This window comes from Pseudomonas sp. LBUM1672 (assembly GCF_059695655.1).
The window spans coordinates 3,600,936-3,615,030 of the sequence record NZ_CP166781.1 but is presented as its reverse complement, the minus strand read 5'-3'; the positions used below and the strand labels follow the sequence as shown (position 1 = coordinate 3,615,030).

The 14,095-nt window shown below is 59.3% G+C and carries 13 protein-coding genes and 2 pseudogenes; 5 read left to right on the top strand and 10 right to left on the bottom strand.

Annotated elements, in window-relative coordinates; all coding sequences use genetic code 11:
* Nucleotides 1–83: 83 nt before the first annotated feature.
* The 4 genes from ACA053_RS16385 to ACA053_RS16370 form a co-directional block, all read right to left on the bottom strand.
* The gene (locus ACA053_RS16385) at nt 84–2,120 is read right to left on the bottom strand and encodes an LTA synthase family protein (protein WP_497311779.1); all 2,037 of its coding nucleotides are present in this window, start codon (nt 2,118–2,120) and stop codon (nt 84–86) included.
* Nucleotides 2,121–2,151: 31 nt separating this feature from the next.
* Nucleotides 2,152–2,766, bottom strand: coding sequence for a hypothetical protein (locus ACA053_RS16380; RefSeq protein WP_497311778.1), 615 nt, complete (start codon nt 2,764–2,766; stop codon nt 2,152–2,154).
* A complete protein-coding gene (locus ACA053_RS16375) occupies nt 2,763–4,061 on the bottom strand; it encodes a sialidase family protein (RefSeq protein ID WP_497393104.1) in 1,299 nt (432 codons plus the stop codon). The genes ACA053_RS16380 and ACA053_RS16375 overlap by 4 nt, the downstream gene beginning before the upstream one ends.
* A 379-nt stretch (nt 4,062–4,440) precedes the next feature.
* Nucleotides 4,441–5,352: a helix-turn-helix transcriptional regulator gene (locus ACA053_RS16370; RefSeq protein ID WP_497393103.1), complete on the bottom strand. Its 912-nt coding sequence runs from the start codon at nt 5,350–5,352 to the stop codon at nt 4,441–4,443.
* 28 nt (nt 5,353–5,380) lie between these two features.
* Between ACA053_RS16370 and ACA053_RS16365 the strand changes: the two genes are divergently transcribed.
* On the top strand, nt 5,381–5,674 hold the full coding sequence (locus tag ACA053_RS16365) for a hypothetical protein (protein ID WP_497393102.1): 294 nt from the start codon (nt 5,381–5,383) through the stop codon (nt 5,672–5,674).
* Nucleotides 5,675–5,713: 39 nt separating this feature from the next.
* On the opposite strand, the gene ACA053_RS16360 is transcribed toward ACA053_RS16365, so the two are convergent.
* Nucleotides 5,714–5,992 (bottom strand): Rho-binding antiterminator, encoded by a 279-nt coding sequence (locus ACA053_RS16360; RefSeq protein WP_497311774.1) that lies wholly within the window; start codon nt 5,990–5,992, stop codon nt 5,714–5,716.
* Between the two features lie 224 nt (nt 5,993–6,216).
* Between ACA053_RS16360 and ACA053_RS16355 the strand changes: the two genes are divergently transcribed.
* The gene (locus ACA053_RS16355) at nt 6,217–6,576 is read left to right on the top strand and encodes a hypothetical protein (RefSeq protein ID WP_497311773.1); all 360 of its coding nucleotides are present in this window, start codon (nt 6,217–6,219) and stop codon (nt 6,574–6,576) included.
* A gap of 2 nt (nt 6,577–6,578) precedes the next feature.
* On the opposite strand, the gene ACA053_RS16350 is transcribed toward ACA053_RS16355, so the two are convergent.
* Both ACA053_RS16350 and ACA053_RS16345 read right to left on the bottom strand, forming a co-directional pair.
* Nucleotides 6,579–6,965, bottom strand: coding sequence for a GFA family protein (locus ACA053_RS16350; protein WP_497311772.1), 387 nt, complete (start codon nt 6,963–6,965; stop codon nt 6,579–6,581).
* A 99-nt stretch (nt 6,966–7,064) separates the two neighbouring features.
* Nucleotides 7,065–7,292 (bottom strand): annotated as a pseudogene (locus ACA053_RS16345) (CAP domain-containing protein); the annotation flags it as partial.
* Between the two features lie 46 nt (nt 7,293–7,338).
* On the opposite strand from ACA053_RS16345, the pseudogene ACA053_RS16340 reads away from it, so the two are divergent.
* Both ACA053_RS16340 and ACA053_RS16335 read left to right on the top strand, forming a co-directional pair.
* Nucleotides 7,339–8,340 (top strand): annotated as a pseudogene (locus ACA053_RS16340) (MCP four helix bundle domain-containing protein); the annotation flags it as partial.
* A complete protein-coding gene (locus tag ACA053_RS16335) occupies nt 8,335–9,198 on the top strand; it encodes a methyl-accepting chemotaxis protein (RefSeq protein WP_371922082.1) in 864 nt (287 codons plus the stop codon). The pseudogene ACA053_RS16340 and the gene ACA053_RS16335, both read left to right, overlap by 6 nt.
* 183 nt (nt 9,199–9,381) lie before the next feature.
* Here the strand turns inward: ACA053_RS16335 and ilvD are convergent, their stop codons facing one another.
* On the bottom strand, nt 9,382–11,064 hold the full coding sequence (ilvD, locus tag ACA053_RS16330) for a dihydroxy-acid dehydratase (protein ID WP_497393101.1): 1,683 nt from the start codon (nt 11,062–11,064) through the stop codon (nt 9,382–9,384).
* Between the two features lie 121 nt (nt 11,065–11,185).
* A complete protein-coding gene (locus ACA053_RS16325) occupies nt 11,186–12,085 on the bottom strand; it encodes a LysR family transcriptional regulator (protein ID WP_497393100.1) in 900 nt (299 codons plus the stop codon).
* Between the two features lie 128 nt (nt 12,086–12,213).
* Between ACA053_RS16325 and ACA053_RS16320 the strand changes: the two genes are divergently transcribed.
* Nucleotides 12,214–13,617 carry an MFS transporter gene (locus ACA053_RS16320; RefSeq protein ID WP_497396184.1) on the top strand — a complete coding sequence of 468 codons (1,404 nt, stop codon included), beginning with the start codon at nt 12,214–12,216 and terminating at the stop codon, nt 13,615–13,617.
* Between the two features lie 102 nt (nt 13,618–13,719).
* Here ACA053_RS16320 and ACA053_RS16315 read toward each other — a convergent pair whose 3' ends face one another.
* Nucleotides 13,720–13,980, bottom strand: a complete 261-nt coding sequence (locus ACA053_RS16315; protein ID WP_497396182.1) for a transmembrane sensor/regulator PpyR — start codon at nt 13,978–13,980, stop codon at nt 13,720–13,722.
* Between the last annotated feature and the right edge of the window lie 115 nt (nt 13,981–14,095).

The following is a 14,095-nucleotide window of genomic DNA, read 5'->3' as shown; positions in this document are numbered from 1 at the left end:
TAATAGGCAGAGTCTTTTACGGATGTTGCGGGGAGGACCCGCGTCTATCCGAAGCATAGACGCGGATTTTCAGGCCTGAACGGTTACTTTCGAACGTTCTGGTACAGCATCAACCGTGAGGTTTCATGCATGGCGCGGGTCAGCGCCGACAGGCGTTTGAACTCTTCAGGGTTTTTCTCGGCAACGTTGTCCCGTGGCGTCATCGAGGCGAGGTCGTGAAGGGTTGGCGAGCTGCCGTCGTGCTCCATCTGCACCATGTAGTGTTGCGTGACGCCGGCGATCAACGGGAATGTGCCTTCACGCAATACCAGCGGCACCACACGTTCGCCTTCTGGCGCGGGCTGCTGGATATCACGGCCCATGCCGCTGTTACGGAACTCAAGACCGGCCATGCCTGCCACGGTGGGCAGCAAGTCCACCAGGCCAACCGCTTCCTTGACCTTGCGCGTTCCGATCAAGCCCGGTGCGTGGATGATCATTGGCACCGCGTTGCTTTCCAGGCCCAGTTGCTCGTAGGCCGGTGCCAGGAACGGGATCTGTGCGATGCGGGTGTTGTGGTCGCCGAACATCACGAAAATGGTGTTCTCATACCAGCCGCCGGCCTTGGCGATTTCCATCAAGCGTCCGAGATTGAAGTCCAGCAAACGCACGGCGTTGTACTGCTCGACACTGCGCGATCCTGCGGCCTGTACTTCGGCCAGGGTAGGGTGCTTGACCTCGAAGCCGTCATTGCTCTTGGGAATCGTGAACGGACGGTGATTGCCGGCCGTCTGCACATACGCGAAGAACGGTTTGTCCTTGGGCAGTGCTTGCAGGATCTGATCGGTTTCCTTGAACAGGTCCAGATCGGAAATGCCCCAGACGTCCACCACCGGCGATTTCCAGTCGCGCTCTTCGAACAAGCGCACGCCGTCGATGCTCTGCCGAATCAGTGCATTCATGTTGGCCCAGCCGGAGTTGCCGCCGATGGTGTAGATCTTCTCGTAACCGGTGAAGGCATTGATCAGCGTGTTTTGCTGGGTGATCAGTGGATTGCGCGTTGCGGTTTCCTGGCGAGTGACGTCAGGTACGCCGCTGATGCTGGCCCAGACGGTTTTTGCGGTCCCCGTCACGGGCACATAGAAGTGCTCGAAGAACCAGCTCTGGGTGGCCAGGCGATCGAGATTGGGCGTCGGATTGATCGGATTGCCATAGGCGCCGACGGCACTGGTGCCCAGCGATTCAAGCATGATGAACATGACGTTCGGCGCACGTGAGCCCGGAATTTTGTACGGTTGTGGTGCCTGGTGCCGGACGAAATTCAGGGTCTGCGGATCGGGTTTTTCGACCCCCAGGTAGTTGGCCATGACCGGGTAATGTTCGCGCACCTGCGCTTCGTCGTAACGCGACTGGCCGACCTTGACCGTGTCGTAGAGGAACAACACCGGGTTCAGGCCCAGCGCGGCCATCTGGTTATTGCCCGAGAAGAACGCATCGCTCCAGCGCAACGGCACCGGGTTTTCGAGGTTCATGTTTTCCACACGACCCAGAATGCCCAGCAGCACCAGTACGACCATGACCGCGCCGCCCCATGTTGCGGAGAGCGGGTGAATGATTTTGCGAGGGCGATCCAGCGTGACGCTTTCCAGACGCACCAGCGCCAGGGTCACAAACGCGACCGTGGCCAGCCAACCCAGCGAAATCCAGATCACCGGGTAAGTCTGCCAGACCATGTCGCGGGAGATTTGCGCATCCTCGATGAAGCGCAGGACAGTGGCGTTGATTCGCACGCCCAGGTAGGCGAAATGGCCAAAATCGATGATGTAGATCAGCAGTAGTACGCTCAGGACTGCGACCAGGTAGACGCGTGCGATGCGCCTTAGCAGACGGCTGCGGAGCAGGTTCCAGCGCGGAATCCAGGCCAGCAACGCCAGCGGCAACATCATCAGGATGGCCAGGCGCAGATCGAAACGAAAGCCGATGCTCAGGGTTTCCCAGACGCCTTGTGTGTCGCTCAGGGCTTTGGGTTCGAACCCGGAAAAGCCGAAGAAGAACACCACCCTCAGCAGTGCAAACAGCACGAACGCAATCGCTGTAGCGCCTAGCCAGTAATGTAAACGTCTCGAGTGCAGCCAACCCATCCCTGTTCCCCTGTTAAAAAGTCGTTAAATCTCAAGCGGATTTAATCTGGTCGCTCATCGCAGTACGGCGTTTGTTTGAGCGGCGATACATCCAGCGTACGGCAAGCATCAGCAGGGCGCCGCAGCAATACAGACCCAGCAGCGGATCGACCAGGTAATCCCAATAGTTTTGCGAAGGCTTGATCCCGGCGATGAAGGCCAGGGTTGCGCTGGCCAGCATCAAGACGGCCAGGCCATTGCGCAGGTAAAACAGGCCCAGTGTGAGCGCGGCGAAGAGAATCAACATGGGCCGCGGGCTGTACCCGAAGCGATAGGGGTCCAGATCACTCATGCCCAGGGTGGCCGGGTACAGCACCACGGCCATCGCGGCGAAGAGGATCAATACGCCGTTTTTGCCCCGTGCCGGTGGCAACATGTCCAGCCGGCGCAAGCAGCCCCACGCCATGAACACCAGGGTGGTGATCGCCAGGTCATCAATGTAGCTGCGCAAATACGCGGCAAACGACAAACCGTCCGGCGAGATGAAGCTGACGGCCAGCAATGCGGCCAGCAGTGCGATCCGCGAGGTTCTGGGCAAGCCGAACGAAGGCAGCACCAGGAAGATGATCATTGCGAAGCTGACATGGGCTTGCCACAGGCTGATCATTTGAGACGCTCGTTAAGCCATGCATCGTTAAAGGTAACGTGCTTGATGAAGGTGTTGTTCCAGGAATAAACCAAGTGATACATGCCGTCAGGACTGCGGATGAAATACGGGTATTCGTATTCGAATTCACACTCCTGGTTTTTACAGACACGGTTGTCGAGGTTATCCAGGAACTCCGCTTCCAGCGGTTGGCGGCGCGCACCGCTCGACCCACGGAACTCTCTGCCGATGATCTCCTTGTAGGCTTCAGGAGAAAACGGAGCGCCCTGTGGATCAGGTGATTTATCCAGGTCGCGCAATGAGCGCCAATCGTCCATTTTGGCATCGGTCCCGTACAGGCTCAGCTTGAAGCGTCCCTCCTGCAGGTCGTTGAGCGCGACCAGCAAGCCGTGTTCGGGTGTCGCGACGGCTGCCAGCGAGGAGTTCGGATTCGAGGGATCGAGCGGATAGGGCTCGCTCCAGGTTTGCCCGGCATCTTCGGTGCGGGCCGCCAGAACACGGTGGTGGGTGTTGCCGGCATAACGCAGCAAGGCAATGCCGCGCTTGCCGTCGAGCGGAACCACCGTGGGCTGCAAAGAATTCTTGCCGTGGCTGATGCGGAATTTGTCGATCACATCGCCGTCGGCGCTCAAGTAGAGGTACTCGGCAAACTTGCCCAGAAACTCGTGGTAGACCGGCAGTCCGATGGACCCGTCAGCATGAAACACCGGTGCCGAGCGGACCAGGGTGCTGATGTTCAGAAAGGGCGACGTGATCAGCTGTCGCGGAGCGGACCAGTGTTCACCGAAGTCGTCGGAAACCATCACATTGACCGCGCTACCGGCCCAGCCACCCATGGACACCGACACGTAGAACAACCACACGCGGTTATCCGGCGCGAGGGCTACCACCGGGTTGCCCAGTTTGCGGATGTATTTCCGAGTGCCCTGTTGGGTCGAGTCCCGAGTCGCCAGGACCTGCTCCGCTCCCCATTCGCCGGTTTTCGAATCGAACCGGGCGGAGCGCACCTGCACATCGGCGGCGCCTTCGCGCGAGCCAGCGAACCAGACCGTCATCAGGCTGCCGTCGGGCAAGGCGGTGACCGCTGAGGAGTGCACGAAATCGACGAGCCCGGAGGAGGCGAACCGGCTGGTATAAATGGGCTCGGCCACTTTTCCGGCCACTGCCATCACTGGACTGATCAGGGCAAAGGAAGAATGCGTATTGGCAGGATTGATCACCCATGCGGTCGCAAAAAGACAGAACAGTGTGAGGTAGGCACAGAAGGCAGGAAAACGGTGAAGTTTGATGCGCATGACTACGTTGGCATCTCATGGCCCGATAAGGCGCTCAACGTAACACTCTGTAGTACAGGATCGGGTTTTATGATTGGCTAAATTGTAAGCAGGTATTTGTAGCAAGCTGCCGCGTCGATGTGCGAAGTTTGATTGGGTGTCTGAGACCGCCGAATTAGAGGGATTGAGGCGGGCTGTAAGGTGATATCACCGTTAGTCGCAAAGGCCGTGGCAGTGACGGTCGAATCATCAGGATTTGGGTTGTTTATGGGCCTCTTCGCGGGCAAAGCCACGCACCCACAGGGGATTTTTGTCGATCACTCCTCATGTCAACGACGCAAATCCTGTGGGAGCGTGGCTTGCCCGCGAAGACGGCAGCACAGCCACTGAAGTTTTCAGATCAGACCCGCACAAACCTAGTGCTGTCTGTATGTCTGTATGTCTGTAGGGTGAAGGCATTCCCCGCCGGGTCTTTACCCTCAAGCGTTATTTCATCGTCCTTGATCGTCAGGATTTTGAATTCGTCGGAAGCGCCGGACGCTAAACCGTCGCTAAAGGTAGGCATGGAGGGCCCAGCCAACCTGGCAACCAGCGAGGGGGGAACGGCAGTGCCGTTGATCACGTATGACTTGGGCATCGACTTCATGTCAGCCAACGTGAACGAAAGCAGGCTGGAATCGGCGGTCCAACTGCCGGCACCGTTTACGCTGTACTCAAGACGGTAGGGTTTGGATTCAGCGGTTCCGTCAAGAATGACAATGCCATTGACGTTGTACCGGCCTGTGCGGAAATACTCGGTCATGCCCTTGAATTCGAACGTGCCGTTGGTGAACGGGTAGGTGTAATCGGTCGTCCAGCGACCGATGAAGCGGGGATTGTTGGGGTTGGCTTCGTGAAACGTGGCGTAAATCGTTGCAATGCCGCTTAGAACTGTCACCAGGGCCACAATCGCGAACCAGGCTTTAGTGGATACTTTTTGTATAGCAGTGAAACTCATTGTGATGGATTCCATTCGATTGATGTGTCGTGCGCGGACGTCTTCCATGGGGGGTGGCGATAACGCACCCCGGTGTATTGGCCGCGGGGACAGAAGTATAAAACTTAAAGCGATGGAAGACGCAAAAATGCGGGAGAAAGAAGCTTGCGAGCTGTACCCGGCTGACGCAGCGATCACCTTGATCTGAACTCCGTCGCACAGCAGGTCCAGCACCACCTTCATCCGCCAGGTCGTCACGTAGCCATTGGGGCGCAGCCTTGAAAAACCTGCCTTTGGTCGGCATGCCTGAACCGTGTTCACGATGGATTGATCCATTCTGAAAGAACTCTCGGGGGGCGCTGCCATGCACTCGTTTGCCAATCTGCTGACACCGGCTCAAGAGCTAAAGCTGCGAGCGCTCAACGCCTGGCATCTTGCCCTTGAGGATTTGAGGCTGCGCATGGAGTGTCCCGACGCCTATCACGAAGAACTGATTCGTCAGTCTGACGAGATGGATCGCCTGGGCATCGTGAGCTGGCAGGAGTGGCGCGACCTCAGGGTTGAGGCGGATCAAGCGTATCTGCGCGCTATTGCGGGAGAGGACTACCACCGAGCGTTCGAAGGGGTTGGGCCCAAGACCATCGAGATTCATGCGTGATGCTGGGGGCGTGCTGTATTGAAGCACCCAATGGGCCGCTCAAAAACGGCAAACCGCTCCCTGAAGCACCACCCGCCCAAACTGCGCATTGGCATCCAGCGGCGTGATGGCCAGCAGTTGATCCAGGCGGACTTCATGCTGGCCGTCAGCGGTCTTAAGGCAGAGAAACTCTTCCTTGTCGCTGGAGGTTCGCGTCGTCAGTGCCTTGGCGACCAGACGTGCGCCGTCGTTCAACTCGATATCCAGGCGATAACCGTACAGGCAGGCGATCTCCAGGTAGTCGTGCAGATCGCAGTTCAACGGCTGATAGGTGTTCATGTCATTCCCTCTCGCAATCGTGCAGGTTGATTGCCGGGCGTCTCGGCGATTACCGGATTCGGCAGTTGAAGGTGGCAGAGCCGGCCTTCATTCCGGACGAATATCTTCGTCCTGAACTCGCTGTTTATCAAGAAATCGGACAATGATTGTCAGGGGCATCAATTGCCCGAAAACAATGCACCATTGAACCTGATTTTAAATCTCGACAATTTCAAGGATTCCCCATGGGTTTAAGCAAACGCGATCAGGCACACATCGAGCGTCGCCTGATTGCCACCCTGACCGAGGCATGCGAAACGGCCAAAGTGCACATCGTCGGCTTTGAATGGCTGACCCACGAAGTCGATTACGACGTGTTTCCATCCAGCCTCAGGGTAATTTGGATCTTCGACACCCAGGCCAACAAGGATCAGGCGCTGGCGAGCGGGCAGGGCGAGCGCATGGTCGAACTGACGGCGACAGCATTAAGCGAAGCGGATGTACACGTCAGATCGGTCGCGGCCCATGTGCAGTTTGATTCTGAAGAGCAATGTCAGCGCGCCAATGGTGGCAATTGGAAGCAGCGGCTGGCGCGCAAGCGCTAGCCCTATAGCGAATCGGCTTCGTACCAGCACGCTTTGGACTCAATACAGGTGTGTTTCTGCTTTAAGGTCAGGAAAGGCGTATCCAGCGTACCGATCGCTATCGAAACCCAGTCCGAAAACGCCCCCTTCGAATCTGACCAGAACAGCGAAGACCCGCAGTGGGAGCAGAACTGGCGTGTGACGCCTTTGGACGATTCGTAGCCCTTGAGCGCCGTTGCATCCGCAATTACTGAAATCGCCGACCTGGGAGCGCTCGCATACGTCGCGAATGCCGCTCCATGGCTCTTTTGGCATTTTTTGCAATGGCAGTGGGTGACGGCTTTCAGTTCAGTGGATACGTGATATTCAACGGCGCCGCATAGGCAACTGCCTTGGTGAAGCTCATCCATGTTCATCGGTTCCCTGATTTTCGTCGCGCCACTTTAGCGGCCCGGCGCAAGGTTTGGCCATGACTTCACCGCTCAGAAAGCGACAGCGCAGAATCAGGATCACGGCGAACCAAACACCATCGTCCAGTAAACCCCTTCATCACTGCGCGCGTCCGCCGCATACGCCGCGCCCACCTGGGTAAACATAGGGTTCATCAAATTGGCGCAATGCCCGGGGCTGGCCAGCCAACCTGCCATTGCCTTGCCCGGTGAGCTCTGCCCGGCGGCGATGTTTTCGCCGATCTGCCGGCCTCGGTAACCAGCGGCTCTTGCTCGATCCGCCGGCAAACAGAGGAAGCAAAGTTATGAAACAGAGCGAAACAAGACGAAAGGCATGGCGAGGTTGGCGCATGTGACGGGCAGCTCTGATGAGATGACAGCGGCAATGGGAATTCATGGCTCGGCTAAGACTTGCGTTCAGGCACTAGGTTCAGGCGTGAAGAGGGGAAATTTGCGCTGGAAAAACCGGCTGTCACTACCGCATGTCGCAAAACACCGAAAGTCCGGCGTCAGGCTTCAAAGACTTGCCGGCGCAGCCGATAACGTGTTCATAAATGCGACGTACCGAGAGGGTTACCCCATGTCTATAAAATTACGCTTGTTGCTGCTGATTGGTACGAGCTTGCTCACCGCGTTGATCGTGAGCCTGGTCAGTTACGTGGGAAACACCCGGATGGCCGAGGCGGTGAAGGACAACGAGGTCAGCATGACCGCGCTGCGCAATCACCTTGAAGCCGACATGATGCACGACGCACTGCGCGCCGATGTGCTGTCTGCGATGGTGGTCGGTCTGGGCAAAAGCACCAGCAGCAAAGCCGAGGTGCGCAGTTCCATCGAGGGGCATGCGGCGCATTTTCGTGACGTGCTGGGTGAAAACCTGAAGTTGCCGGTCAACGACACCATCAAGACTGGCCTGAACAAGGTCAAGCCGAGCCTCGATACCTACATCGGTGCGGCCGAGCGCATTGTCGGTCTGGCGCTGGAAAATCCGGATTCCGCGCAAAAGGAACTGGGCACGTTCAATACCGCGTTCAGCCAGCTGGAAGACCAGATGGCGGCCCTCAGCGAGGTGATCGAAACCAACACCCAACAGACCAGCAAAAGCACTGAGCAGGCCATCAGCAGCGCCAACTTCACGCTGGGTATCGTCCTGATCGCCAGCCTTCTGTTACTGCTTATCCAGGGCCGCTGGGTGATTCTGAGCATCATGGGGCCGTTGCAGACCGCAAGCCGCATTGCCAAAAGCATCGCCCACGGCAACCTGAGCGAGCCGATCGTCGAACCGACCCACAACGACGAAGCCAGTGCCTTGATCCGCAGTCTGGCCACCATGCAGCGCGACTTGCGCGGCATGATCGAGGTGGTTCGCAGCAACGCTCACGGCGTGAGTGGCATGAGCGTGCAGTTAAGCAGTGGCTGCCACCAGGTCGCCGACAGCAGCCAGCAGCAGAGCGTCGCCGCCAGCACCATGGCCGCTGCCGCCAGTGAAATGACCGCGAGCATCGAGGAAATCACCCGTCACGCCGAACGCGCACTGAACATGGCTAACCAGGCCGAGGCACTGGCCAAGGATGGCGGTCGCGTGATTCATCAAGTGGTCAACGACATGGATGGCATAGCCCGTTCGGCGCAGCAGTCAGCCCAAGTGATCCGCACGCTGGACAAGGAGTCCGAGGGGATTTTCAGCATCATTCAGGTGATCAAGGGTATCGCCGATCAAACCAATTTGCTGGCCCTCAACGCCGCGATCGAAGCTGCCCGTGCCGGTGAGCAGGGCCGTGGTTTTGCCGTGGTGGCCGACGAAGTTCGCAGCCTCGCGGGACGCACCAGCGCCTCTACGCAGGAAATTGCCAGCATGGTCTCGCGCATCCAGCAAAGCACCCGCGAGGCGGTGACCAGCATGGAGGCGGGCGTTGCACAGGTCGACAAAGGCATGGCCGTGACCGCCGACGTCGAACGCGCCATCCGCGAAATCCTCCAGGCCACGCTCAACACCACCGAGCTGGTGAACGACATCACCCGCACGATTGGTGAACAGAGCCTGGCCAGTAACGAAATCGCCCATCAGGTGGACATGATTGCGGGCATGTCGGAAGGCAACAGCAAGGTGATTGGCCAGACGGCTTCGACGACCGATGAGTTGTCGACCTTGGCGGGCAAGCTGTCGCAGTCGGTGGATCGGTTTCGGCTTTGAGGTTCGTGTGCCGATCCATTGATTTGCAGTGATTGTGAAGGCCTCTTCGCGAGCAAGCCCGCTCCCACATTAGATCTTCATTGAACACAGGTTTTGTGTTTGACGCGGATCAAGTGTGGGAGCGGGCTTGCTCGCGAAGGCGGCAGATCAGACAACGCAAAACCACAGGTCTGGCGCCCATCCCTAAAGATATTTATCCGTAACCGCCCCCTCCGAAGCACTGGACACGGTCTTCGCATACTTGGCCAACACCCCGCGTTTGTACTTGGATTCCGGCCTCACCCAACGGGTCTTGCGCTCAGCCAATTCAGCGTCGGATACATCCACCGTAATCTGCCGGGTTTCTGCATCGATGGTGATCGTGTCGCCATCTTCAATCAGCGCAATCGGCCCGCCCTCAAAGGCTTCCGGCGTGATATGCCCCACGACAAAACCATGGGAGCCACCGGAAAAGCGGCCGTCGGTGATCAACGCGACTTCCTTGCCCAGCCCTTTGCCCATGACCGCTGACGTCGGCGAGAGCATTTCGCGCATGCCCGGCCCACCTTTGGGCCCTTCGTAGCGAATGACGATGACGTCGCCGGCTTTGACTTCGCCATTGAGAATCCCGGCCAACGCACCTTCTTCACCGTGATAAACGCGCGCCGTGCCTTCAAAGCGCAAACCTTCCTTGCCAGTGATCTTGGCTACGGCGCCAGTGGGTGAAAGGTTGCCGCGCAGCACCACCAGATGAGAGTCCTTTTTGACCGGCTGGTCGAACGGCAGGATCACGTCCTGGCCCTCGGGATAATCAGGTACGTTTTCCAGGTTTTCTGCCAGGGTCTTGCCGGTCACTGTCATCACATCGCCGTGCAACATGCCGGCCGCGAGCATGCGTTTCATCAGCGGCTGGATGCCGCCGATGGCCACCAGCTCGCTCATCATGTATTGGCCGCTGGGGCGCAGGTCGGCCACCACTGGGGAGACCTTGCCCAACTCGACGAAATCATCCAGCGTCAGTTCGACATCCACCGCATGCGCCATGGCCAGCAGATGCAGCACTGCATTGGTCGAGCCGGCGAGGGCGATCACCACGCGGATGGCGTTCTCGAAAGCTTTGCGAGTCATGATATCGCGTGGTTTGAGGTCCAGCTTCAACAGCTCCATGACCTGCTGACCGGCGCGGAAACTGTCTGACGCCTTATCGCTGCCGACGGCGTCCTGGGAGCTGGAACCCGGCAGGCTCATGCCCAATGCCTCGATGGCAGAAGCCATGGTGTTGGCCGTGTACATGCCGCCGCAGGAACCGGGACCGGGAATCGCCACTTCCTCAATTTGCTTGACCTGAATCTCGTTGATATCGCCGCGTGCATTTTGGCCCACGGCTTCGAACACGGAAATGATGTCGGTGTGGCCGGCGCCCGGGCGGATGGTGCCGCCATAGACGAAGATCGACGGGCGGTTCAGCCGCGCCATGCCGATCAGGCACCCCGGCATGTTCTTGTCGCAACCGCCCACGGTCACCAGGCCGTCAAAGCCTTCGCAACCGGCCACCACCTCGATGGAATCGGCGATCACTTCCCGCGACACCAGCGAATACTTCATGCCTTCGGTGCCGTTGGCGATGCCGTCGGAAATGGTGATGGTGTTGAAAATGACGCCCTTGGCGCCGGCAGCATTTGCGCCTTTTTCCGCTTCAACGGCGAGCTTGTCGATGTGCATGTTGCACGGCGTGACCATCGCCCACGTCGAGGCGATGCCGATCTGCGGCTTTTTGAAGTCCTCATCGGTGAAGCCCACGGCACGCAGCATGGAACGGCCGGGCGCGCGCTCCACGCCGTCGACCACTTGCGAGGAGTACTTGCGTAAATCAATTTTGTCGCTCATGACGTTCCCTCATATCCAGATCGCTGGCCTGACCGGTGTGGCCCGAAGCAACGCATTGAGTCTAGACCCGGTTCGCCGACTTGGCCGCCGAACCTGTGGGAGCGAAAGCATTCAATAAGCGCTAATCCAGCGACCCCGCACACACCTCGCGAATACATCCGCGCAACCACTGGTGCGCGGCGTCGGCGTCCATTCGCGGGTGCCAGAGCATTGAAATGGTGATCACCGGCGTGGAAACCGGAAGGGCAAAACTGTGCAGGCCGGCACGCAGATTGTGGGTGTGGCGTTCGGGCACCGTAGCGATCAGGTCCGACGCCCGAGCCAGCGCCAGCGCTGCGCAGAAGCCGCCGACGATGGTCACGATCTCCCGCGTCAGTCCAAGCGGTTTCAAGGCGTCATCCATCGGCCCTTTGTCCCGCCCGCGTCGCGAGACCAGGACATGCCGGCCGGACGCATACCGGGCGGGGGTGATCTTGCCCTTGCTCAGTGCATGACCCGGGCGTACCACGCCGATAAAACGGTCCTGGTACAACGCGCGGGTGCGCACTTCCGGGCTGGTGCTGTCCGCGACAACGCCGGTCTCCAGATCGACCGTGCCGTCTCGCAGCAGCGCGCTGTCCTGGTTCAGTTTCTGTAAAAAGTGCAGCCGTACGCCGGGTGCCTCTTCGCTGAGGCGAGCAATCAGCGCCGGCCCGAAATTCTCCACAAAGCCGTCGCTGGTGCGCAGGGTGAAGGTGCGCACTAGCTGCTTGAGGTCGAGCTGCACGGCGGGGCGCAGCACCGCTTCGGCGTGCTGCACCAGTTGGCTGACCTGCTCACGCAGTTCCAGCGCTCGGGGTGTCGGTACCAGCCCGCGTCCGGCGCGGACCAGCAGTGGGTCGCCGGTGGTTTCACGCAGGCGCGCCAGTGCCCGGCTCATCGCCGACGGGCTCAGTCGCAGTCGTTGGGCGGCACGCGCCACACTGCCTTCGGCGAGCAGCGCATCGAGGGTAATCAGCAGGTTCAGGTCAGGAGTTGTCATGCTTCAACGTTAGCACGGCCGGACGATGACATGGCGTTGCGTGCAGGTATCAAGTGCAAGTGGTGCGTCTTCCGCCCTATCAGGCGCGGGCATACGCTGAAGGCCAACTCTTCATCAGTGGCCCAACCATGAAAACCATCACGCAATCCCGCTCGGTCCGCTGGGCGCTCGCCAGCCTTTCGTTGTCGATGTTGATGCCTTCGCTCGACACCAGCATCGCCAATGCAGGCTTGCCGACTTTGTCCCAGGCACTCGACGCCTCATTCCAGCAAGTGCAGTGGATCGTCCTCGCGTATCTGCTCGCGATCACGACGCTAATCGTCAGCGTTGGACGCTTGGGCGACATAGTCGGTCGTCGCCGGTTGCTGCTGGCCGGCATCGGCATCTTCTCGCTCGCGTCACTGGCCTGTGGTCTGGCGCCGTCGCTGTGGTGGCTGGTCGCCGCGCGAGCGGTGCAAGGCCTCGGCGCGGCGATCATGTTGGCGCTCACTGTGGCTTTTGTCGGTGAGACGGTGCCCAAAGCGCAGACTGGCAGCGCCATGGGCTTGCTCGGCACGATGTCGGCGATCGGCACCACGCTGGGTCCGGCGCTGGGCGGCGTGCTGATCTCCGGTTTCGGCTGGCAGGCGATTTTTCTGATCAACTTGCCGCTGGGCATTTTGAACGGGGTGCTCGCGTATCTCTACTTGCCTGCTGATCGCCAAATGCCGAAGGTTCAACGCGGTGCTTTTGACGTTGCAGGCACGCTGGTGCTGGCGCTGACACTCGGCGCGTATGCACTGGCAATGACGTTGGGTGAAGGGGTTTGGAGTTCGCTCAACCTCGCGTTATTGCTGATCGCCGTTGCTGGCAGCGGAGTCTTCCTGTTCATCGAGGCGACGGTTGCATCGCCGCTGATCAAACTGACGCTGTTGCGTGAGCGGGGGTTGAGCGCGAGTCTGGCCATGAGCATGCTCGTCTCGACGGTGATGATGTCGACACTGGTGGTCGGGCCGTTTTATCTCTCGGGCGCACTCGGGTTGAATGCAGCGCTGGTCGGGCTCACGTTGTCAGTCGGCCCGCTGGTGGCCGCGCTGGCTGGCGTACCGGCCGGACGCCTGGTGGACCGTTTTGGCGCGCAGCGCATGACCGCTTCCGGGCTCGTCGCGATGGCGCTCGGTGCTGGCGTGCTGTCCATGATGCCGACGGGTTTCGGCGTCTTCGGTTACCTCGCGCCCATCGCCGTGATCACCGCCAGCTATGCGCTGTTTCAGGCGGCCAACAACACGTTGATCATGATCGGCGTGAGTCAGGATCAGCGCGGCGTTATCGCTGGCCTGCTCAGCCTGTCGCGCAATCTCGGACTCATCACCGGCGCCTCGGTCATGGGGGCGGTGTTTGCGCTGGCATCATCGACAACCGACATCACCAGCGCAGCCCCGGAAGCGGTCGCCCATGGCATGGCAATCACCTTTTTGGTCGCTGCGGGACTGATCGGCCTTGCGCTCGCCATTGCGTTGCCAGCCCTGAACAATGAACGCGCGGCGGCGTAAATTCGAAGCAAAAAAAACCCGCCAAAAAAACGGGTTGGCGGGCGTTTGGGAATCGCCGGTTCAGCAAGGAGGGAGCTGGCCGGGTCTTTTATAAAAGGTGGATCAGGCAGCGGCGTCCTGCAGTTGCGCTTTCAGATTGAGGCGCAGGCGGTTATGGGCCAGCAGCCGCATGACATAACCAAGCTTGATCGCCGTCGGGCCCAGAATCGTCATGGCATGCGCGCCCACCAGGGCAGGCAGCGTCAGGTAGGCCTCACAGCCGTAGGCCAGGATGATCCCGACCGCCAACATGATCAGCCCGCCGATCAGCAGCACATGAGACAACTTCAACACCCGATACTGATTTTCAAAAAAGCCATACACGCCAGTCACCGCCCTACACCTGAAGACAAGGGAGATGTTATCGACGGGAAGAGGGCGGGACACTTCTACCTGGGGTCAGTGCAAACACGCATGAGTATGAGCAAGGCATACCCGT